Genomic DNA, 22,513 nt, shown 5'->3' with positions numbered 1-22,513 from the left:
TATTTTGTTGCAACAAAATACGAAGCTTTCACGAAGTTTCGATTTTGTCGCAAGGATGGTCAAATGCTTACAGAACCAGCCGACGGAGAGGAGCCTGCCTTCTCTCAGTCGATCAACCTTTTCCGTCGTGGGCAAACGGTGTTCCCGGGCGGGGTCACACGAGCCACCGTCGATAAGGACCCCAATCCGATTTACATGTCACGCGGGGAGGGTGCCTATCTGGTCGATGTCGATGAAGCACGTCTCCTGGACCTCAATAACAATTTCACGACATTGCTGCACGGCCATGGTTATGAGCCCATTCTTGAGGCTGTCAGCAGTCTTCTCTCGACCGGAACCTGTTTCTCCAATCCGACGAAGCATGAAATCGCGCTCGCGGAATTGCTGACGTCTCGAATTCCGAGCGTCGAGAGGATACGCTTCGTAAACACAGGTACGGAAGCCGTGATGTTCGCCATCAAGGCCGCGAGGGCCTTTACCGGGCGCTCGGCCATAGCGCGTTTCGCGGGAGCCTATCACGGAGCCTATGACTGGGCCGAGGCGGGCCAGAACGGCTTTGAAGCCGCCCCTGATGGGCGCCGCATAGCCCGTCTCGGATATCAGGGTGCGCCTTCCGCAGTTGCCAACGACGTCCTGGTGCTGGACTTCAACGATGCTGACGCCCTCGAGGAAGCCCTGACGGTGAACGCCGAGCGTCTCGCCGCCGTCCTGATTGATCCAATGCCCAGCCGGGCCGGGCTCATCGAACCGGCGCGCGAATTCATTGATCGCCTCATGACGGTTGCTGATCGACACGGCATTCTCGTCATAGCGGACGAAGTGCTCAATCTGCGGCAGAGCTTCTCTGGCGCTTCGGCGCGCTATGGCCTGACACCCGACCTTCTGGTCGCCGGAAAGATTATCGGGGGCGGGTTTCCGATCGGGGCAGTAGGCGGCAGCGCGAAAGTCATGGCGGTTTTTGGTGGCGACACGCGTTCGCCGATGGTGTCACAGGGGGGAACGTTCTCCGCCAACCCGGTGTCCATGGTGGCGGGCCGTATTGCGATGGAGGCCGCGACGCCCGCCGTGTTCGATCGGCTGGAGCAGCAAGGAGTCCGACTTCGCGCGCAACTCACCGCGACCGCGCGCAAACACAATGCGCCGTTCTCCGTGACGGGGGCGGCCTCTCTGCTTCGCCTACATCCGAAGTCCGAGCCCCCTCGTTCGTTCGCGGCGGCCGTGCAGAGGCCAGACGAACTGGCCCGGATGCGCTTCTTGTGCCGGTTCCTGCGGCGGGAGGGGGTTCTCCTGCCGCATGATGCGGCGGCCTGTCTCTCGACGCCGATGACTGACATGGACCTCGACCATGTGGCCGATGCGTTCGACAAATTTCTCACGCAACACAGTTTTGCAAGCCAGGAGGCTCAGCCTTGACGCTCACAATGTCCAACGAAACAGTGGCGGAATGCATCGCGAAAGCTTTAAAGCGGCATGGCGTCGATGCCCTCTTCGCTCAGAGCCTTCCTTCCGCGGTCGTGCTTGCCGCTGAAGCTATCGGGATTCGGCAGATCGCCTACCGGCAGGAAAACATGGGCGGCGCGATGGCCGACGGCTATGCGCGAATATCGGGCAAGGTTGGGGTTGTCGCCGCCCAGAATGGGCCGGCAGCGACCTTGCTGGTCGCTCCCCTGGCCGAGGCACTAAAGGCCAGCATTCCGATCGTGGCTCTGGTGCAGGACGTCGAGCGAGACCAGACCGACAAGAACGCGTTCCAAGATTTAGACCAGATCGCGTTGTTCCAGTCCTGCACCAAGTGGGTCCGCCGGCTTCAGGTCGAGGAGCGCGTCGAGGATTACGTCGATGCGGCGTTCACGGCCGCGACGTCGGGCAGGCCCGGACCGGTTGCCCTCCTCCTGCCTGCCGATCTTCTGCGCGCCGAAATCAAACACCCTCAGCGTCGTCGCACCGCAAATCTCGGAGTCTGGCCTGTCGATCGTATGCGCCCGGATGACGGGGCTGTGCGTCAAGCGGCAGACTGGATCTGCGAGGCGGAAAATCCCGTCGTCCTCGCTGGCGGGGGCGTGCATGCCGGAGAGGGAGCCGCCGCGCTCGCGCGCCTCCAGGATGTTGCCTCCTTGCCGATATTCACGACGAATATGGGAAAAGGCGTGGTCGATGAACACCATCCCCTTTCCGCGGGCGTGCTTGGTTCCCTGACCGGGCCGAAGTCGCTCGGCACGTTCACAAGAAAGCTCGTCGAGACCGCGGACCTGGCCGTCCTTGTCGGGACAAGAACCAACCAGAACGGCACCGACAACTGGCGCCAAATATCGCCTTCCGCCCGCATCATTCATATCGATGTCGACCCGAACGAGATCGGCCGCAACTACGAGGCCTTGCGGCTCGTCGGCGATGCGGCGACAACGCTCGACGCCCTCGTCGCGGCGCTTTCTTCGCGCGAGCTTCACAAAAGGGTGGGGGGCCGGAACCGAGTCGAACGCGAGATCGCGTCCTGCTGGGCGAAGTTCGAGGACGCGCGCAGAAGTTTTTATGAAGCGTCAGGCTCGCCGATCCGCCCCGAACGTGTCATGCGGGAATTGCAGCCGTGGCTGGAGCGGAAGCTTACGGTCGTCGCAGACGCGAGTTACTCGTCGATGTGGGTCGTCGGACAGCTTCGGGGGCAACGCGCCGGCGCGAGGTTCATCACGCCACGTGGGCTTGCCGGCCTCGGTTGGGGACTGCCTTTGGCGATCGGGGCGAAACTGGCGCGGCCGGAGAGCCCGGTCGTAGCGGTCGTCGGTGATGGTGGCTTCGCACATAGCTGGGCGGAGATCGAAACGATCGTCCGTCTCAGCATCCCGGTGACGATCATTGTCCTGAACAATGGTATCCTTGGGTTTCAGCGAGACGCCGAGACTGTCAAGTTCGGGCGCTTTACCACGGCCTGCCATTTCTCGCCGGTCGATCACGCGGCAATCGCGCGCGCCTGCGGTTGCGATGCGACGCATGTGAGCGATCCAGCCCTCTTGGCAAGCGCGATTGAAAGCGCGATCGGGTCGCAACGTCCGAGCCTCATAGAGGTCATCACCGACCCTGAGGCACATCCACCGCTTTCGCTTTTTGCCGGAATGGATGAGGCTGCGTGAACGAGGACCAACGCGCTCCTGTCGCCATCGTGACGGGCGGAAGCACCGGAATCGGGCTTTCGACCGTCACCACCCTTTTGTCCGCGGGCTACCGGGTCGCTTTCTTTAGCCAGAACGCGCATCACCTCGATCGGGCAGAAAAAATCTTAAGGGCGGCGGCGGATCAGCCGCAAATCCTCAACGGATGCGTCGATGTAAGGTCGCAGCCTGCGGTAGACGGCTTTTTCACTGATGTCGAGCAACACTGGGGCGTCATCGACGCCCTGGTGTGTAATGCCGGAATTTCCCCAAAAGGCATTCATGGCGCGGTTCCGTTCGAAGATGTCGAAGCCGCGGAATGGCAAGACGTTCTCAGCGTCAACCTTACCGGTGCGGTCTGGTGTTGCCAAGCTGCCTTGCGGCGGATGAAACCGCGCGGCCGCGGCCGTATCGTGCTCATCGGATCGGTCGCCGGGCGAACCATCCCGAAAATCGCGGGAGCGCCCTACGTCGCCTCGAAAGCCGCGATCGCCGGCCTGGCCAGATCCATGGTTGCCGCCTGCAACGGCACGGCGATCACCATCAACGTCGTCGCTCCGGGTCGAATCGCGACGGGGATGGCCGGCGACCCGACTAACAATACGAATGTGGAGGCCCTCCGGCGCATTCCCGTTGGGCGTTTGGGAACGGGAGCGGATGTCGCGTCTCTCATACGCTTCCTGCTCTCCGAGGACGCTGGATTTATCAACGGCGCGATTGTCGATGTGAACGGAGGGGAATTCGCTCCCCTGTGACGGAGTTTTCCATGGCCCAAAAGGTCCTTGCTCGATTCAACGACGCACAGCTCTTTCTCTTCGTCCGACACCTCTTTGCGGCCGAGGGATTCCAGGTGGTCCTCGCGGGAGACAACGACCCGTGTGCGCAAAATGGAGCAGACTATGCGGCCGTCGTTTTAGATGTCCCGGATCTGTCCTGCGCGATAACGCTTAAGCAGGTGCGCCAATCGTTTCCTGAAGCGGCTCTGGTCGTTCTGTCGAGAGCCGATCAACCGTTTGATGATGTGCTCGGCTGCGATGATCTTCTGCTAAGCCGACCGTTCGATCCGTCAAAGCTGGTGCGCTTTCTGCGACAACTGCGATACCGCGGTGCAACGGCGCCGAATGCGACGCTCGAATACGCGGATCTCGAGATGAACCTTGCCCGAATGCAGGTGCTGCGTGCGGGAGTTGAAGTGCCGCTGACGCCGCTACAGTTCAAGCTGCTACGCCACATGATGGAGCGCCCGGGAGACTTTTGCACAAGAGAGGAATTGATCGAGCGCTGCTGGCCAGAAAATGTCGAGGTTGAGCCACGGACCGTCGATGTTCACCTCGGTCATATTCGACGGACCCTGAAAAGGTTCGGGCCAGATATTATAAGAACCGTTCGAGGTTCGGGCTACGCGCTTCGCAAGCGGTGTGACATGTCTGACGGCGATGTCACGTCGTCAACCGATTCAGGACCTGGCTCCAGAACCTGACTTTCGTGTCGTCGCCCTCGAGCCACGTGTCTAGCCCACAATATGCGACGGCGGTAGGCGCATTGCTCCCAAAGATTTCGATTGCTCCTGCGGTCATTTCAGACGGATCGGTATCCGCGTCGAAGGCCACGATCGGCTCTTCATCCATCAAGTCTCGCGGTTTGATATCACGCGACATATCGGTCTCCAACGCGTCCGGCGATGGATTGATATGGGGCTGGGTGCCGGACGTTGGCGCACCTTTATCTTTGCGAACCGATATTGTGCCGTCCCTGGCGATATGTCTCTGGAAATTTGTAACGTGGCTGACAGCCCTCTGCAAGACCGCGCCGATAGGCTAGGATCATTTGTCGCGTCGAGCGACGTCTCGGTTTCAAAGGCCGCCCAAGTCGATGTTTCACTCGCAAAGGGACGTCAGGTTCGCTTCCCTTTGTGCAAGGCAGACGTGCTCCGCAGCTGGGATCCAAGCGCCAGGGCACATTATCGCTGCACCTATTGGAAATTTCGGGCCTTGACCTTGAGTGTGTCGATATGGAGGTCAGGCGTGAACATATCACGTGGGCGCACAGCCGGCGCCTGATGATCGCGCGGATCCGGCCCGCCACCATGGGCGAATTCGTCGCCGCGCCCGGCCGGTAGGCGGAAATCGGTATCGCGCTCCGACAGGCTCGACAGATCGCCCGATAGGTCGAACAGCTGCTGGGCGATGAGATGCACAACCTCGCCTTCGCGCTGAATTCGCCCGTTGATCGCCATCATCGAGGATCCGAGCACGACGCGACGGCGCCGTTCGAAGAGTTTTGGCCAAACGACGATATTGGCCGGCCCGGTCTCATCCTCGATGGTGATGAACATTACCCCCTTGGCGCTGCCCGGTTTTTGCCGGACGAGGACGAGGCCGGCGGTCATCAACCATCGCCCGTCGCGCGCGGACATAGCCTCCTGGCACGTCACGATGCTCCGCCTTGTCAAATTCTCCCGCAAGAACGAGATCGGATGGCTGCGCAAGGTCAGTCCCGTGTGGGTGTAATCCTCGATGACATTGTGGCCCTCGGTCATCGCACGCAGATCGACATCTGGCTCCTGCTGTTCGGCAATGGTGCGCGCTTCGCGCTCGGCCGCGGCGGCAAAGAGCGGGAGAGGTTCGTCGCGCAATGCCTTGATCGCCCAAAGCGCGTCTCGCCGTTCAAGACCGAGGGATGGCAGAAAGGCGTCGGCCTCGGCAAGTTCCACGAGCGCGGCAGCCGGCACGCCGGATCGTCGCCACATATCGTCGACGCTGTCGAAAGGCTGATCGGCACGGGCGGCGGTGATTTTCGCGGCATTAGCGGTCGCCAGCCCGCGCACCATCCGCATCCCGAGACGCACGGCATGACGATCACCATCTCCGATCGGCTCAAGCGTGCAGTCCCAGCGCGAGCGGTTGACGCACACCGGACGAACTTCGACGCCGTGCTTTCGTGCATCGCCGGCGATCTGGGCAGGCGCATAGAATCCCATCGGTTGCGAGTTCAACAAGGCGGCGCAGAAGGCATCGGGATAGTGGCATTTCACGAAGCTGCTCGCATAGGCGATCAGGGCAAAAGAGGCCGCATGGCTCTCCGGAAAACCATAGGACCCGAACCCTTCCAGCTGAGAAAACGTCTTTTCCGCGAAGTCCGCCGAATAGCCGTTGTGGATCATACCCTTGACGAGCTTTTCCTTGAAGCGGCTGACGCCGCCGGTGAACTTGAAGGTGGCCATGCTTTTGCGCAATTGATCCGCCTCGCCTCCGGTAAAACCGGCACAGACCATCGCCACCTTCATGGCGGATTCCTGAAACAGCGGTACGCCGAGCGTCTTGCGCAGGACGGCCTCCAGTTCGGGCGTCGGGTATTCCGGCTGCTCCTTGCCCTCGCGACGTCGCAGGTACGGATGGACCATATCCCCCTGGATCGGCCCCGGCCGCACGATGGCCACCTGGATGACGAGATCGTAGAACGTCTGCGGCTTCATGCGCGGCAACATCGACATCTGCGCGCGGCTCTCGATCTGAAATGTACCAAGCGTGTCGGCCCTCCGGATCATCTCGTAGGTGTTGGCGTCTTCCTGTTCAATCTTCGCCAAATCGAGATCGCGACCCTTATGCTGGCGGATCAGGTCGAACGCCTTGCTCATGCATGTGAGCATGCCGAGCGCCAGGACGTCGACCTTCATCATTTTCAGCGCCTCGACGTCATCCTTGTCCCATTCGATGACCTGCCGGTCCTTCATGCTCGCGGGCTCGATGGGGACGAGATCGTCAAGACGGTCGTGGGTCAGGACGAACCCGCCGGGATGCTGGCCAAGATGGCGCGGCGTGCCCATCAGCTGCTGAGCGAGCGTCAGCGTGAGCACGAGACGCCGGTCCTCGGGATTGAGGTTGAGTTCGCGGACATTGCGCTCGCTCACCTCTTCCGACCATGACCACATGCCCGACGAGAGTGCCTTGATCACGTCCTCCGGCAATCCCAGCGCCTTGCCGACATCCCGGATGGCGCCTTTCGCGCGGTAGCGGGTGACGGTGGCGCACAACGCCGCCTTGTCATGGCCGTACGTCCTGTAGATCCACTGGATGACCTCTTCGCGCCGTTCATGTTCGAAATCGACGTCGATATCCGGCGGCTCGTTGCGCTCGGTACTGACGAACCGTTCGAAAAGCAGGTCGTTCGTCTCGGGGTCGATGGAGGTGATGCCGAGAATATAGCAGACGGCTGAATTCGCGGCCGAACCGCGCCCCTGGCACAGAATGCCTGCGGACCTCGCATATTTGACAATGGAAAACACCGTCAGGAAATAGGGGGCGTATTGCATCGCTTCGATGAGATCGAGTTCGTGCCGGACGATCTTCAGGGTCTTGGGCGGCAGTCCCTCAGGGTATCTGTCGGGGACGCATTGCCAGACATAATGCTCGAGCGAGGCCTGCGCATCCTTGCCGGGAACGATGGCCTCCTCGGGATACTGGTAGGTCAACTCCTCGAGCGAGAATTTGCAACGGGCGACGATCTCCATCGTGCGGGCCAGCGCATCGCGATAACGGGGAAAGAGGCGCTCCATTTCCTCGGGTGGCTTCAGGTAGCGGTCGGCATGGCGCTCGCGCTCGAAGCCGACATCGTCGATTGTGGTGTTGGTCCTGATGCAGCTCACGACGTCCTGCAGCTGGCGCCGATCAGGATCGTGAAACAGCACATCGTTCGTCACCACCGGGCGCACGCCGAAGCGGGTGGCGAGGTTCGACAGGTTGTGCAGTCGCAACTGGTCGCGCGGCCGCCGGCGTAAGGTGAGCGCCATATAAGCGCGGTCTCCGAAAATCTCCGCCATCTTGCGGAGCTGCACCGCGCAGGCTTCGTCCGGCAGCCCGGGAACTAGCACGCCGATCAATCCCTCCGCATACCGGGCGACATCGTCGAGATGGAGAATGCAGTTCGCTTTTCCGCCTCTGGATTTGCCAAGGGTGAGAAGCCGGGTCAGCCTGGAATACGCGGCGCGATCGGTCGGATAGACGAGGATCGACATGCCGTCCTGGAGGTCAAGACGACAGCCGACGACCAGACGGATGTTCGTCTCGCGTGATGCCTCGAGCGCCCGGACGATGCCGGCAAGCGAATTGCGGTCGACCACGCCGAGCGCGGGAATGCCGAGCGCCTTTGCCGTCTGGAAAAGCGCGTCGGCCGATGATGCCCCGCGCAGGAAGCTGAAATGTGTCGTGACCTGAAGCTCGGCGTAGCTCATGCGAAGATCCCATGCATGAACCAGCGGTGAGAGCCGGTTGCCGGATCGACACCGTCACCGCTGCGGAAAATCCACAGCCGCTCGCCACTCTCGTCCTCGACGACAAAGTAGTCACGCACCGCATCATATTCCGCGTCGCGCCTCCACCATTCTCCGAATATCCGCTCTGGACCGTCGGCGCGCTTGACGCGTCGGCGCTTGCCCCGCCAGGTGATCGACACTGGCGGGTGGTCGGGCATCAGCGCGATCACCTCGATGAGCTCCGGCTGGGCGAGGAGGCGGACAGGTCGGGGCCAATGCTGGGTCCAGGTCGCGCCGACTGCGGCTGCTGCTGGGTCGAGCCGCTGCACGCTGCGCTCCGGAACGTCGCTTGCCACCGGCGTCACGCGGTAGACCCGCTGACCGCGGTTCGCGAAAATATCGATCAGGGGGACGACGTCGGTAACCTCCTCTTCGACCAGTGAGGATGCCTTTTGAACCTCCTCCAGCGGCTCGCTCATGGCGGCGACGAGCGATAGCCGCTCGATGCCGAAACCTGGTTCGATCTTTTCCGTCCGGTCGCGCAGGAGCTTGGTGAGCCAGGCGACATCGCGCGACGGCTTGGCCGTGCCGGCGCGAATGGCCTGCCTCGTGCCGTCAACCTTCTCGACGATCAGGTCGGTGCGGCGGACGCCGTGACCCCTTTTCTGCAACTCGCCGACGAGCTTCCGCGCGAGATCAGCGACGTACCGGTTGATCGTCTCGGCAGCACCGATCGGCTCGGCGAACGCCTTGCTGACCTCGACGATATCCGGTGTGCGGATGGGATCGATGGGCTCGGGCATGCGTCCATACATCTGGTCGAGGCGGCGGCCGATTTCAGGTCCGAACCGAAGGGCGAGGGGGGCGCGCGCCGTTGCCGACAGCTGGCCGATAGACTGGAACCCCAGCGTCCTGAGATCCGAGACGACCTTTTCCGGCAGGCGGAGCAGGGAAATTGGTAGGCGTTCGACAGCGCGCGCCGTCTCGCCCTTCGGCACGATGAAAGTTTCGCGCGCGATCGCCCGGGCACAGGCACGTGCCGCGCCCCAAGTATCGGCGATGGCGACACGGGCCGTCAGCGACTTGGCGCGAAACCGGTTGGCCGTTGCGGTCAGCATGTTTTGCTCTCCGCCCTGCAGATGGTCGGCGCCTTCCGTATCCATCACTATCCCGTCGGGCGCATCGATCGCAACGAGGGGCGAATATTGCGTCAGCGCCCAGAGCGTGATGCGTTCAAGGGCAGCGGCGTCGGCCGCCGAATCGGCATCGACCAGCATCAGATCGCGAAACAGCGCCTGTGCCTTTGCCGCCGGCATTCCGACCTTCACGCCCACTTTCCGCGCTGCCGCATCGGCCGCTGCAACCCAGCGCCGAGAACCGCTTTTTGCGATGACGGCGATCGGTTTTTCAGCCGGCAACGAAGGATCGGCCCGCCTGATCCTGTCGGTGGGCAGGTCCGGTAGATAGATCGATACGACCCGAGGCATCACAGGCTCCAACGATAAACTCAGCGCACTCGCCCGCTTTCACGCGCATCAATTCCAGAAGCCAGTTTGGCCGTCCGACGCAGGGGACCGGCAGTTCCTCTGAGGGAAGCACGCTTACCCGCCATCGCGTGGTCGAGGCGGTCGGCTGACCATAGTCGGAGGCCTCTGTCGGCCGACGCCAGCGCCGGACCACCAGCGCCATCGTCCCGGTCTTTTCGGCGGCAAGCTGCAGCCGTCGGCTCGCCACCATCGGCAGGCGCACAAGTTCGGCGACGACAGCGCCGAGCCCGCCATAGGCAAGCGCTTCCTCGGCGTTCGCCAAGACATCTTCCTCCTTGTCGCTCTCGACGAAATAGACGCGGTCGGGATGAAGCCCCGCCTGGGCCAGCGCAGGAAAAAACAGGTCCGGTCGCGTCATGCACCAGACGATCGGTCCTTTAGTGCGCGCCGCGACGCCGGCGGCGAAGAGTGCGGCGGCCGCGCCGTCGATCGTGCCGGGACCACCGCCTGCGACCTCATGGAGCGCGCCATAGGCAAGGCCGGCGCCGGGAAGGGATGCGTCGATCTTCGGCACCCCGAACGGCAGAGCCGACCGCACGCGTGCTGCACCCCCTTCCAACAGGCGGATGCGCTCGCGAAGCTCGACAAGCAAGGGATTGAGTGCAGGCTCCGACACGGTAGAAATGACGCTCCTTCAGGGGTTTCCAGCAGCTGACTAAGCTGATACGTTCCTTTTTTGTTCCTAACGCTTTTGCGAGTCAATCCACCTAAAAAAGCGTTCCCGGCCATGACGGTCGCCCTGGACCGAGCGCGCCGCGCGATTCCATAAGGCCGATCAAAGGGATGGGTGAAGGGAACAGAACAGGAATTTTTTCTTAGGAAAATTTGGGGTTAGATGACGGCAGCCTATCTGGAGAAACTGAACGACCGCCAGCGCGAGGCGGTCGAGCATGGCGTCGGCCTGACCGACGGCACGATCGGCGGCCCGCTGCTGATCATTGCCGGTGCTGGCTCGGGAAAGACCAACACGCTTGCCCACCGTGTCGGCCATCTGATCGTCAATGGTGCGGATCTGCGGCGCATCCTGCTCATGACCTTCTCACGCCGGGCGGCATCCGAGATGGTGCGCCGCGTGCAGCGCATCTGCCGTCAGGTGCTCGGCGACAAATCCGCCGTGATGACGGATGCCATGGCCTGGGCCGGCACCTTTCATGGTATCGGTGCCCGGATCCTGCGCATGTATGCCGAGCAGATCGGTCTCAATGTCGATTTCACCATCCACGACCGGGAAGACAGCGCCGACCTGATGAACCTCGTTCGCCACGAGCTTGGTTTCTCCAAGATGGAAACCCGGTTTCCGACCAAGGGCACCTGCCTTGCGATCTATTCGCGCGTGGTCAATTCCGAAAGCTCGATCAATGAGGTTCTGAAATCGTCCTATCCCTATGTCATGGGTTGGGAGGAGCAGTTGAAGCAACTCTTCGCCGGCTACGTCGAGGCAAAGCAAGCGCAGAACGTCCTCGATTACGACGACCTGCTGCTCTACTGGGCTCAGGTCATGTCTGACCCGGAGCTGGCCGATGATATCGGTGGCCGGTTCGATCATGTTCTTGTCGATGAATACCAGGACACCAACCGCCTGCAGGCCTCTATCCTGATGGGGCTAAAGCCCGGCGGCCGCGGCCTGACCGTCGTCGGCGACGATGCCCAGTCGATCTATTCGTTTCGGGCGGCGACGGTGCGCAATATCCTCGATTTCCCGAAGGAGTTCTCGCCAAAACCGGCCGACGTCATCACGCTCGACCGCAACTATCGTTCGACACAGCCAATCCTCGCCGCGGCCAATGGCGTGATCGATCTCGCCCGCGAACGGTTCACCAAGAACCTCTGGACGGACCGGGAGTCCGAACAGCGGCCGATGCTTGTCACGGTGAAGGATGAGGCGGACCAGGCCAACTACATCGTCGAGCAGGTTTTGGCGAACCGAGAGATTGGCATGACCTTGAAGCAGCAGGCCGTGCTGTTCCGGACGTCGAGCCATAGCGGTGCGCTGGAGGTGGAATTAACCCGCCGGAATATCCCCTTCGTGAAGTTCGGCGGCTTGAAGTTCCTCGACAGCGCGCATGTGAAGGACCTGCTTGCGACGTTGCGCTTTGCGCAGAACCCGAGAGACCGCGTCGCCGGCTTCCGCCTCCTGCAGATGCTGCCCGGAATCGGACCTCAGACGGCTGGCAAGATCCTCGATACGATTGCCGTCGATCCCGAGCCGCTTCAGTCGCTTGCGGAAATTCCGCCACCGCCGAAGACGGGCAAGGATTGGCCTGCGTTTATCAGCTTGCTCACAACCCTCCGCAAAACCGAGGGCGGGTGGCCTGGAGAAATTGGTCTCGCGCGCCTCTGGTACGAGCCGCACCTTGATCGCATCCATGAGGATGCCGATACCCGCAAGGCCGACCTCAGCCAGCTCGAACAGATCGCCAGCGGCTATCCAAGCCGAGAGCGCTTCCTGACCGAACTCACCCTCGATCCACCCGACGCCACTAGCGATCAGGCCGGTGTGCCCTTGCTCGATGAGGACTATCTGATCCTTTCGACGATCCACTCCGCCAAGGGCCAGGAATGGCGGTCGGTGTTCATGTTGAATGTCATCGATGGCTGTATTCCATCCGATCTCGGTGTCGGTACGACTGCCGAACTGGAAGAGGAGCGCCGTCTGCTCTACGTCGGGATGACACGGGCGCGAGACAGTCTCTCCCTGATCACGCCGCAACGTTTCTTCACGCACGGACAAAACAGCCAGGGTGACCGGCATGTCTATGCCTCGCGCACGCGCTTCATCCCGGCAACACTCTTGCAGTTCTTCGAGGTGACGAGCTGGCCAAAGGTCTCGGCCGCCGCCAGCGAGCGCAGCGCCAAGCAAATCCGTATCGATGTTACCGCCCGCATGCGATCGATGTGGACATGAGATGAGCCAGGACGACGCCACACCGACGCGAAAGATCATCCATGTCGATATGGATGCCTTCTATGCGTCGGTCGAACAACGTGACAATCCCGAACTGCGCGGCAAACCGGTCGCCGTCGGAAGCCCCGCGGCACGCGGCGTCGTCGCGGCCGCCAGCTACGAGGCGCGTGCCTTCGGCGTGCGCTCCGCGATGCCATCGGTCACGGCGGCGCGCCAATGCCCCGACCTAATCTTCGTCACGCCGCGCTTCGACGTCTACCGAGCGGTGTCGATGCAAATCCGTGAGATCTTCGCCGAGTACACGCCGCTGATCGAGCCGCTGTCCCTCGACGAAGCATATCTTGATGTGACGACCAACCTGAAAGGCATGCAGATCGCCAGCGAGATCGCTGCGGAAATCCGCGCGAAGATCAAGCAAACGACGGGCCTCAATGCGTCTGCCGGGATTTCCTACAACAAATTCCTGGCCAAGATAGCTTCCGACCTCAACAAGCCGAACGGACAGGCCGTGATCACGCCGAGGAACGGTCCGGCCTTCGTCGAAAGCCTACCGGTGAAGAAATTCCATGGCGTCGGCCCCGCGACGGCAAAGAGAATGGCCGAGGTCGGCATCGAGACAGGCGCCGACCTAAAGGCGAAATCGCTGGAGTTCCTGACAGAGCACTTCGGAAAATCGGGAACCTATTACTTTGGCATTGCCCGCGGCATCGACAACCGGAGGGTAAATCCGGACCGGGAGCGAAAGTCCGTCGGCGCCGAAGACACGTTTGCGGTCGACGTCGAGGACATCGAAAAGGCCAAACGTGAACTGGAGCCCCTGGTCGCGAAGGTATGGCGGTATTGTGAGAGCCACGACATCGGCGCGAAGACCGTCACGTTGAAAATCCGCTTCGCCGATTTCCAGATCATCACGCGCAGCCGGACGCACTCGGCAGGTTTCCACGACGACAATGCTATCCTGGCCGCGGCCCAGGCCTTGCTCGAAGGCGAACACCCGTTCCCGAAAAAGGTTCGGTTGCTGGGCGTTACGCTTTCGAGCCTGGGGCAGAAGGAACCTTCTGCCACCTCTCAGCTTGAATTCCACCTGTAGAAAGACGCAATCAACGTTGTCGACGCGGCCGACGCTCTACGCGATTGAGATACGACCGAGGAGCTGCCTGCGATGTGCAACCGTTCACCATCCGCGTTTCCCCCGCCGGGGCCGCGGCGCATTTCGGGACCGCGAACATCGCCCAATCGAACGCGCCCGATGAGACGTATCCTGGGTCACCAGGTTTGGTGGTCCGCCACGAGGATGGCCGATCGGTCATGCCATCGATGGTCTGGGGCCTTCCAATCCGGCTGAAAGGCATGAAACCGGACGCGAAACCAAAAGCTAGTCGCCGCTCTTCCCTAATCCCGATAGGCCATCAAGACGACCGACAGTAATGGCCAGCGCTCGAATTGCATCCATCGTCGTGGCAAGCCCCTGCATGAGCATGGCGATGTCCTGCTCCTCATTAAACTTACCCATCTCCTGCGCTCGACGCCGCAGGGCGGCACTGTCAGATTCCAAGCGAGTTAAAAGATCGTCGTCCATGGTCCCCTCTCTCAAGAGCCGTAGGCAGCTCTGTTTGGATGTTTCGGAGCTTCTGAATTTACCGTTGTCTCGCCTTCCTTAAGGTCGGGCTTGTCGGCGGAACCCGACACACGATCGGAAGTAACGCCTCCTTCGGATGGCTTCGGTTGCTTATGTTCCCTCGCCGCGGGATGTGTCCCGTCAGAGATGCTGCCAGGGTGAGGGTCTTCAACGACCGGCGTGGGTAGTACGGTCTCACTGTCATCAGGCTTCGTCATGGCGTTCTCCTTATCCAGGGAGAATGCCGCATGACCTCGCCGGTTCCGCCGGGATTTAAGGGGCAAGCGGCCGACCCGTTGGAAAGCGACGAATCTCCTACTGCTCGCGGCCATTGCGACGGCGACCACCGGTGCAGGGCACTGATAGAGCTTAGATGAGAAACGGAAAATTTAACGCTTATCGAATGGCCACTCAGGTCGGGTCGTCAGCCTTTTTCAGAAATTCCAAAACCTCATCTTTGGTGGGCATCGCCCGCCCGGCGCCCTTGCGTGTGACAGCTACCGCGCCATAGGCATTGGCGATACGGCAGCAGTCGGGATCGGTAAGGCCCGTGACGCGGCCATGGATATGGCCAGCGGCGAAGGCATCCCCTGCGCCGACCGTGTCAACTACCTCGACTGGGAACCAGGGCGCGCGCGCTGTTTTGCCGGTCCGGTAAAGGCAGGACGGCTTTCCGTCGGATCCCTTCATCGCCACGCGCCGGACGCCGCTTTCCAGCAACATGGCGACGAGTTTTTCCTCGTCCTCCGCTCCCGGCTGTTCCAGAAGGACCGGAAGATCGGCGCTGCCGAGCATGATCGTGTCGACCCGGGGAAGCAGCGCCCTTATCTGTGCTACGATGTCGGCCACCACACCGCCGGGAATGTCGAGAGTGACGGGAATATCCGCGTCGACGGCAATATCTATGGCGGTGAGGGCGGATTCCGTCTGATACGGCTCGAGCAGAGCATAGCCGGAAAGATGGAAGAGGGCCGCACCGGCAAAGGCTGCCGGATCGACATCCGTAGCTGACAGGCGCGCGTTGGCGCCGCGATAGGCGAACATCGTGCGCTCGCCGGCGGGGCTGACGGTGATAACGTTGATCTGGGTCGGTTCCCGATCGTCGCGGCCGATCCACCGGGTAGAGATGCCCGCAGCGGCAAGCTCCGACAATGCCTCGCGGCCCCAGGAATCGGTGCCCAGCCGGCCGATCAAACGGCAATCGTGCCCGGCCTTGGCGAGCGCGAAGGCCGTGTTCGTCGCCGATCCCCCGATCATCGCCGTCTGGCCAGTGGCGATCGCCTCGCCACCCACGCCGGGATAGGCGGGAATGGCGAGCACGAGATCAATGTTGATATCGCCGAGAAGGACGACGGCTGCCATTTTCTGCGCCTCAGAGGTCGACGTGCATAAGGGCGATGGCCTGGTCGACGTCGGCGATGATGTCGTTGATATGTTCGATGCCGACCGAAAAGCGCACGAGGCCATCGACGACACCCATCGCCTCGCGTTCCTGGCTCGGAATGTCGAGGAAGGCCATTGTGGCGGGCACCTGCGTAGTGGTGCGAAGCCCCCCGAGGCTGGCCGCAAAGCAGCAGAGCTGCAGGCGTTTCAGCAGGCGCACGCCACAGGCCTCGTCATCGACCTGGAACGAGAGCATCGCGCCACCGCCGATCAGTTGTTCCGAAGCCGAAGCGTAGTTCGGATGCGAGGGCAAGCCGGGATAGAAAACGCGCTTGACGGCCGGGTGGGCTTCGAGATGCTTGGCGAGCGCTATCGCATTGGCGCACTGCTTTTCGAGGCGCAGCGCAAGTGTCTGCGCACCACGTAGCAGGAGCCAGGCGTTGAAGGGCGAGATCGGCGCGCCGAGCTTGTTCAGCGTGTTCCAGCGCACGTCCTCCAGCCAGTCCTTCTGCAAGATATCGGATTTCAGAGTGATGACACCGCCGACCGCGTCGTTGTGGCCGCCGATGAATTTCGTGGCGCTTTCCACCACGACGTCGACGCCGAAATCATGCGGGCGGCAGACCGCGGGCGAGGCGAAAGTGTTGTCGCAGATGACGACGATGCCGCGCGCATGGGCGATCTCCACGAGCTTCCTGAGCGGCGGCACCTTCATTGTCGGGTTGGCGATGGCCTCGACGTAGAGGACCTTCGTTTCGGGCGTGAAGGCGTTTTCGACGGCGCGCACGTCGGTGCAATCGACTAGGCTGACCTTGAGGCCGAAGTCCCGGGCGCGATGATCGAAGAATTCATGGGTCGAGGAATAGGTGGTGAGGTCGGCGACGATATGATCGCCGGCCTTCATGATGCCGAAGAGGGCATGCGAGATGGCGGCCATGCCGGAAGCGGTGGCAAGGCAGCCGGTTCCGCCCGTCAGCTGTGCGATATGCTCCTCAAGCTTGTATTCCGTCGGGTTGCCGCAGCGCGAATAGATGTTCACTTCTTTGCGCGCGCCGGCAACGATCTGGTCGTAGATGTCGCCGCCATATTGGAAATTCGCCGACATGTAGATCGGGTAGCTGATCGACTGGGAATGCTCCTCAGGCTCGTAGAAGACGGCGCGGCTGGCAAATTCGAGGGCTTTGGAAGGGGTGTCGGACATGGGCATTTCTCCTGGAAAGGTCATTCCTTCACGGCGCCGCCGATGAGGGCGGCCGTGATCTGGCGTTCGAAAAAGACAAAAAGGATGAGGGGCGCGATGGCCGCCATCAGGATCGCTGCGAGCATGACCGGATAGTTGGTCACATGCTCGCCGACGAAATCAGTAAGGCCGACCGGCAGCGTCTTGCGGGCGGGATTGTTGATGAAGACGACGGGAAAGAGGAAATCGTTCCACACCCAGATCATGTTGACGATGCCGACGGTGAACATGGCGGGCCGGGCGATCGGCAGGGCGATGGTGCGGAAGATCATCCATTCGGAGGCGCCATCGACGCGGCCGGCATCGAAGAGCTCGCGCGGCAGCGTGTTGAAGAAGGCCTGCATGATGAAGATCGATACAGGCACGTTGAAGGCGGCGGTCGGCAGGATGACGCCGAGATGGGTATCTAGAAGGCCGGCGGTGCGCAGCATCACGACGAGCGGCACCAGCGCGACATAGGCGGGAATGGCCATCGCTGCCGTCAGCGACAGTTCCACAGCCGGCATCCAGCGTGGACGATAGACGGCGAGCGCATAGCCGGCGAGCGTCGAGACCAGCACCGCGATGATGGTCGCGCCGGCCATGATGATCAGCGAATTGACCGCGTAGCCGCCGAGCGCCCCGCCGCTCCAGGCGCCGATATAGGCGTCGAAATTCAGGCTCGTCGGGAAGGTCCAGACGGAACGCATGAATTCCTTGTTGGTCTTGAAGGTGCTGTAGATCATCCAGACGAAGGGGAAGATTACCATCAACACATGGAGCGTGAGGAGGGCGAGCACGATCGTGCTCGTGCGGTTCCAGCGGCGCACAGCGTTCATGCATCCCCCTTGCGGCGCAGGAACCGGAAGACGACCCAGGCGGCGAGCGCCGTCAGCACCATCTGCACGAAGCCGATGGTGGCGGCATAGCCCATCTGGAAACTGCCGAAGCCCATCTTGTAGAGATAGGTGGAGACGACCTCGCTGGCGTGGCTCGGCCCGCCATTGGTCAGCACGAAGACGAGCGAGAAGGTTTTGAGCGAACCGATGATCGCGAGCAGGGAATTGGCGCGTACGGCGTCCCACACCATCGGCACGGTGATGGAGAAGAATTTTCTGAAATCACCGGCGCCGTCGAGTTCGGCCGCCTCATAGACGCTTTCCGGCACGCTGCGCACGGCGGCGGTGAAGAGCAGGACATAAAGGCCGAGATAGGTGAAGCTCATCACCACGACAACGGCGAGGAAGGCGGTTTCGGATTCGCCCAGCCAGCCGCGCTTGAGGCTGTCGAGGCCAACGGCCTTCAGCGCGGCGTTCACCAGCCCGAAATAGGGGTTGTACATGAAGCGCCAAAGCAAGCCGATGCAGATCTCGCTGACCATGACCGGTACAAGATAAAAGAACAGGAAGATGCGGCTGAAGGCCGGCACGATGCGCACAAGGCAATAGGCGATGGCGAGCGCGAGAAAAACCTGGAAGACGATGGCCGACAGGGCAACCAGCAGATTGCGGCCGAGCGACGCCCAGAAGACGGCGTCGGCAGCAAGCCTGAGGAAATTGCCGACGCCGACGAAGATCGGTGCCGATGCGCCGTCCCATTCGAACATCGACAGCCAGCCGGCGTAGACCACCGGATAGGCGACGAAGGCGAAGACGAAGATCAGCGCCGGCGCCAGGAAGAGCAGCGTCGCCCGATTGTGTCTTTTCGCTAGGCCGATGTCCGTGCTCATGATCCCGCCGGCGTCTGGAGATGCGTGCAGCCGCCGGGCGCCCCGGCGGCTGCGGCCTTGGGAGGCTATTTGTTTTCTTTCAGCGCCCCTTCAAGGCGCTTGACGGCGTCGGCCGGCGTCACGGACCCATCCAATGCGCCCTGCAGGGCGGTGTAATAGGTGTTGGTCGCAGCCGGCGGCATCGCCGTGTCGTAGAAGGAGTCGAGATGGCCGGCGGCACTCATCAGGTCGTTGCTGATGCCGTAGAGCACGGGGCCGGCGGCCGCTTCCGTCGTGGCGCCCTTCACGGTCACCATCGTCTTGCGCAGCTCAACGTATTTGGTCATCACCTCGGGCGAGGAGAGGAACTTCAGGAGCGTGACGGCATCGGCCTTGTTCTCGGCCTTTTCCGAAATACCGAAGGAGGCGGCTACACCGGCCAGCACGTCGGTCTGGTCGCCCGCGCCGCCTTCAACAGTCGGGAAGGCAAAGGTGCCGAGGTCGAAGCCCTCGGGCGCATCGGCCGAAGCGCCGATCTGCCAAGTACCGTTGAGCAGGATCGCCGCCTGGCCGTTCAGGAAGAGCATGTTGGCTTCCTGGTCGCTCATGCCGTTGAAGCCGGTCGGGAAATATTCGTTCTTGGCGATATCGGCGACCTTTTCGAAGGCTTTTTCGCCTTCCGGGCCGAGCGTCGCATTGGCATCGCCATTGACGAAGGCGGCGACGACGCCGGAACCCTTCAGGCGCATTTCCATGTACTGGAACCAGAAAGTCGCCGGCCAGGAATCCTTGTTGCCGAGCGCGAAGGGCACGATGCCCTCGGCCTTGATCTTCTCGGCAAGCGCCATCAACTCGTCATAGGTCTTGGGAACCGTCCAGCCCTTTTCGGCAAACAGCGCCTTGTCGTACCAGAAGACGACGGAATCGACGTCTACAGGCACGGCATAGGTGTGGCCGTCCTTGCTCGTCTGGGCGATGGCACTTTCCAGGAAGCTCTCGCGCCAGCCATCCTTGGCGAGGTCCTGGTCGAGTGCGTACATCTGCCCCCCCTTGACGAAGGCGTTCAAGAAGCCGCCGGGCAGGGTGTAGAATACGTCGGGCGGGTTGCCGGAGGCCATCGCGGTGTTCAGCTTGGTCTTGTAGGCCGACTGTTCGGCCGCGACGACATCGAGCGTGATGTCGGGATGCTTCTTGGCGAAGGCGTCCAGCGCAAAGTTGATGAAATCGACCTTGTCCTGCTGTCCGGCATAGGCGTGCCAGAAGGTAAGCTCACCAGCGGTCGCTGGAAGTGTTGCCAGTATCAAGGATGCGCCTGCAATGAGAAGACGTTTCAGCTTCACGATTTCCTCCCCGAAAAGCGTATGCAGCGCCTCCGGCTGCCTCATGTAGTGAGGCCACATCAAAAATCTCATGTCCATAGTGACACCACAACATCGCCATGCTAGCGTCGTTCCTGAAGCGTTCGCCAGCGAGAAAACCGTCCATGAATGTCGATCAGCGTGCTCCGTTGAGCCCAGCCAGCAGCCGGTTGCGCAGCGTGCTTCCAAAGCTGTCGGATTCGGAGCGTCGTGTCGCTTTGTGGGTTCTCGACAATGTCGAGGCGACGATCCGCCATTCCATGTCGGCCATTGCCCAAGCAACTGACGTTAGCGACACGACGGTGCTGCGCATGTGCCGCACGGCCGGGTTCGAGGGCTTCACCGACCTCAAACTCGCATTGGCGCAAGAGCCGCGCGGTGGTGGCGCCGAGACGGCGAGCGAGCCGGAGGCAAGCGACCTTCAGGCCGCCAGCCGCCTGTTTCGTGCCGTAGCGCAGGCGATCAATGATACACAGGGCGTGCTGAACGAGGCAACTTTCGCCAAGGCGCTCGATCTGATCGCCGGCGCTCGGCACATCCTCGTCGGCGGCGTCGGCGGGTCGGGCATTGTCGCCCAAGCCTTCTATCAGCGTTGCATCCGTCTTGGGTTGCGCTGTGATGCGCCAGTCGATTCCCAGCTTCAGATCATGCATTCGGCGCTGACCGGAGCGGATGATCTCGTCGTGGTCATTTCCTATTCAGGCATCACCAGCGATCCTGTCTTGGTGCTGCAGGAAGCAAGATCGCGAGGCGCGGCGACGCTGTGCATTACCGGCAATAGCGCCTCGCCGCTGGCGCGGTTGGCCGATGTCGTGCTGGTCAGCGTTTCTCACGAGCAGGGCAGTGAGCCGATGGCCGCCCAGATCGCGCAGATGGCGCTTATAGACGCGCTTTATTCAGCGCTCGTCGCGCGCAACGCCGAACGCGCGCAACTCACCGAAGAGCGAATGGTCAACGCCATTCTTCCCAAATCAATTTAGTCCCCCAGACACAGGTAGTGCCGTGAAAGTCCAGATTTACACCATGCAGACCGTCTCCGAGGCTCTCGCCGCCGCCGCTGCCGGCGTCGACTATCTCGGCCTGACCCCGTCCAATCGCGGGCTGCCGGGGGAGATCGACTTTGCGACCGCCCGCGAGATCGCCGATGCTCTCAAGGGTAAGGCGCAACGCGTTGCGCTGTCGGTCGAAAGCGACCTTGGGGCCATCGCCAACATGGTGGCGGCGGTCCAGCCGGACGTGCTGCACCTTTGCGGCAATATCGCGCTGGTGACGCCAGAGCAGGTAAAAGTCTTGCGGGAAAAACTCCTGCCGATTTATCCGCAACTGCGCATCCTGCAGGCCATCCCGATGACGGGGCCGGAGGCGCTCGACCATGCGGCTGCCTTTGAGCCCTATTCGGATATTTTCATTCTCGATTCCGTTGCCGCCCATATCGGCGGCATCGGTGCGGCGGGCGTCACGCACGACTGGTCGCTGAGCCGCGAGATCGTCAAGCGCAGCAAGCTGCCGGTCATCCTTGCTGGTGGTCTCGGCCCAGACAATGTCGCGGATGCCATCGCCGCCGTGCAGCCCTGGGCGGTGGATTCGCTGACCCACACCAACAAGCCGTTGCCGCAAGGTGGTTTCCGCAAAGATATCGACAAGATCGCTGCCTTCGTGAAGGCGGCAAGGGAAGCTTTAGCGTAGCGCGAGTCTCACTAGAAACCAAATGTGCCGCACTTTGCCCGGACGTTTCGTTCAGCCTCAGTCTGAAATTTGCAGGATCGGCGCCGGATAGAGGGTGCCGACGTCCCATGCGCCGTCACGAAGCAGGCGCTGCGTGAGGCCCGCAAACAGCGACACGCCTCTTTCGGAGGGTGGAAAGGAGTCAGCACGGCAACAGGTTCCATAATAAGTCTTATGCGATATGTTCCAGGCCCAAGGGTGGGTTCAAGTATGAAGTGCGACTTACGAATGATGCCAATGGGTTATCAGTCGCAAGGACGCTGACATGAAACGCACCTACTCCCATCTTGATCTGAACGAACGCCGCAGGATCGCCCGCTGGCGCCACGCCGGCCTGAGCATCGATATCATCGCGGAGAAACTTGGACGTCATCGCTCGACGATCTTCCGCGAGGTTCGGCGCAATGTCTATATCGACAAGGAATGGCCCGATCTCAGCGGCTATCATTGCACGACGGCGCATGACATGGCGTGTGAGCGTCGTGCCAAGCTAAGGAAGCTTGCCAGCTTCTCGCATGTCCGCCAGTCCGTCATTGAACGGATCGTGCACGGCTGGTCGCCGCAACAGATCGCCGGTCGGATGCGGCTGGAGCGCCATCCGATCTCGGTCAGCCACGAGACGATCTACAAGTTCGCCTATTCGCCGGATGGTCACG

At 61.7% G+C, this 22,513-nt stretch carries 18 protein-coding genes; 9 read left to right on the top strand and 9 right to left on the bottom strand.

Going from position 1 to position 22,513, the window contains the following annotated elements:
• The first annotated feature begins 63 nt into the window (after positions 1-63).
• Genes ACOZKU_RS06790 through ACOZKU_RS06775 form a run of 4 tightly spaced genes read left to right on the top strand, consistent with a single transcriptional unit; the run spans position 64 to position 4,623 of the window.
• Positions 64-1,413 (top strand): aspartate aminotransferase family protein, encoded by a 1,350-nt coding sequence (locus tag ACOZKU_RS06790; RefSeq protein WP_421578208.1) that lies wholly within the window; start codon positions 64-66, stop codon positions 1,411-1,413.
• Positions 1,410-3,125, top strand: a complete 1,716-nt coding sequence (locus ACOZKU_RS06785; RefSeq protein WP_421578207.1) for an acetolactate synthase catalytic subunit — start codon at positions 1,410-1,412, stop codon at positions 3,123-3,125. Before ACOZKU_RS06790 ends, ACOZKU_RS06785 begins: the two co-directional genes overlap by 4 nt.
• On the top strand, positions 3,122-3,898 hold the full coding sequence (locus tag ACOZKU_RS06780) for an SDR family NAD(P)-dependent oxidoreductase (protein WP_421578206.1): 777 nt from the start codon (positions 3,122-3,124) through the stop codon (positions 3,896-3,898). The genes ACOZKU_RS06785 and ACOZKU_RS06780 overlap by 4 nt, the downstream gene beginning before the upstream one ends.
• An 11-nt stretch (positions 3,899-3,909) precedes the next feature.
• The gene (locus tag ACOZKU_RS06775) at positions 3,910-4,623 is read left to right on the top strand and encodes a winged helix-turn-helix transcriptional regulator (RefSeq protein WP_421578205.1); all 714 of its coding nucleotides are present in this window, start codon (positions 3,910-3,912) and stop codon (positions 4,621-4,623) included.
• Positions 4,624-5,115: 492 nt separating this feature from the next.
• Here ACOZKU_RS06775 and ACOZKU_RS06770 read toward each other — a convergent pair whose 3' ends face one another.
• Genes ACOZKU_RS06770 through ACOZKU_RS06760 form a run of 3 tightly spaced genes read right to left on the bottom strand, consistent with a single transcriptional unit; the run spans position 5,116 to position 10,557 of the window.
• A complete protein-coding gene (locus ACOZKU_RS06770) occupies positions 5,116-8,373 on the bottom strand; it encodes an error-prone DNA polymerase (protein ID WP_421578204.1) in 3,258 nt (1,085 codons plus the stop codon).
• Positions 8,370-9,881: a Y-family DNA polymerase gene (locus ACOZKU_RS06765; protein WP_421578203.1), complete on the bottom strand. Its 1,512-nt coding sequence runs from the start codon at positions 9,879-9,881 to the stop codon at positions 8,370-8,372. Before ACOZKU_RS06765 ends, ACOZKU_RS06770 begins: the two co-directional genes overlap by 4 nt.
• Positions 9,802-10,557, bottom strand: a complete 756-nt coding sequence (locus ACOZKU_RS06760; RefSeq protein WP_421578202.1) for an ImuA family protein — start codon at positions 10,555-10,557, stop codon at positions 9,802-9,804. Before ACOZKU_RS06760 ends, ACOZKU_RS06765 begins: the two co-directional genes overlap by 80 nt.
• Positions 10,558-10,776: 219 nt before the next feature.
• Between ACOZKU_RS06760 and ACOZKU_RS06755 the strand changes: the two genes are divergently transcribed.
• On the top strand, positions 10,777-12,846 hold the full coding sequence (locus ACOZKU_RS06755) for an ATP-dependent helicase (protein ID WP_421578201.1): 2,070 nt from the start codon (positions 10,777-10,779) through the stop codon (positions 12,844-12,846).
• Between the two features lies 1 nt (position 12,847).
• Positions 12,848-13,936, top strand: coding sequence for a DNA polymerase IV (dinB, locus tag ACOZKU_RS06750; RefSeq protein ID WP_421578200.1), 1,089 nt, complete (start codon positions 12,848-12,850; stop codon positions 13,934-13,936).
• A 285-nt stretch (positions 13,937-14,221) separates the two neighbouring features.
• Here the strand turns inward: dinB and ACOZKU_RS06745 are convergent, their stop codons facing one another.
• The 6 genes from ACOZKU_RS06745 to ACOZKU_RS06720 form a co-directional block, all read right to left on the bottom strand.
• Positions 14,222-14,425 carry a hypothetical protein gene (locus ACOZKU_RS06745; RefSeq protein WP_421578199.1) on the bottom strand — a complete coding sequence of 68 codons (204 nt, stop codon included), beginning with the start codon at positions 14,423-14,425 and terminating at the stop codon, positions 14,222-14,224.
• Positions 14,426-14,875: 450 nt separating this feature from the next.
• Entirely contained in the window at positions 14,876-15,826 is a 951-nt protein-coding gene (locus tag ACOZKU_RS06740; protein WP_421578198.1) for a carbohydrate kinase family protein, read from the bottom strand.
• Between the two features lie 10 nt (positions 15,827-15,836).
• A complete protein-coding gene (locus ACOZKU_RS06735) occupies positions 15,837-17,048 on the bottom strand; it encodes a trans-sulfuration enzyme family protein (protein WP_421578197.1) in 1,212 nt (403 codons plus the stop codon).
• 20 nt (positions 17,049-17,068) lie between these two features.
• A complete protein-coding gene (locus tag ACOZKU_RS06730) occupies positions 17,069-17,905 on the bottom strand; it encodes a carbohydrate ABC transporter permease (RefSeq protein ID WP_421578196.1) in 837 nt (278 codons plus the stop codon).
• Positions 17,902-18,795, bottom strand: coding sequence for a carbohydrate ABC transporter permease (locus tag ACOZKU_RS06725; RefSeq protein ID WP_421578195.1), 894 nt, complete (start codon positions 18,793-18,795; stop codon positions 17,902-17,904). The genes ACOZKU_RS06730 and ACOZKU_RS06725 overlap by 4 nt, the downstream gene beginning before the upstream one ends.
• Before the next feature lie 65 nt (positions 18,796-18,860).
• Positions 18,861-20,114 carry an ABC transporter substrate-binding protein gene (locus ACOZKU_RS06720; protein ID WP_421578194.1) on the bottom strand — a complete coding sequence of 418 codons (1,254 nt, stop codon included), beginning with the start codon at positions 20,112-20,114 and terminating at the stop codon, positions 18,861-18,863.
• Between the two features lie 143 nt (positions 20,115-20,257).
• Between ACOZKU_RS06720 and ACOZKU_RS06715 the strand changes: the two genes are divergently transcribed.
• From ACOZKU_RS06715 to ACOZKU_RS06705, 3 genes are all read left to right on the top strand, one after another.
• Entirely contained in the window at positions 20,258-21,112 is an 855-nt protein-coding gene (locus ACOZKU_RS06715) for a MurR/RpiR family transcriptional regulator (RefSeq protein ID WP_421578193.1), read from the top strand.
• Positions 21,113-21,134: 22 nt separating this feature from the next.
• Positions 21,135-21,818: a phosphoribosylanthranilate isomerase gene (locus ACOZKU_RS06710; RefSeq protein ID WP_421578192.1), complete on the top strand. Its 684-nt coding sequence runs from the start codon at positions 21,135-21,137 to the stop codon at positions 21,816-21,818.
• 304 nt (positions 21,819-22,122) lie between these two features.
• Positions 22,123-22,513: transposase (locus ACOZKU_RS06705; protein WP_421578191.1), on the top strand; the 391-nt coding region annotated here is incomplete at its 3' end.

Source organism: Shinella sp. M31 (genome assembly GCF_049199205.1).
Taxonomy (GTDB): Bacteria; Pseudomonadota; Alphaproteobacteria; order Rhizobiales; family Rhizobiaceae; genus Shinella.
This window is presented reverse-complemented; position numbering and strand designations above follow the sequence as displayed.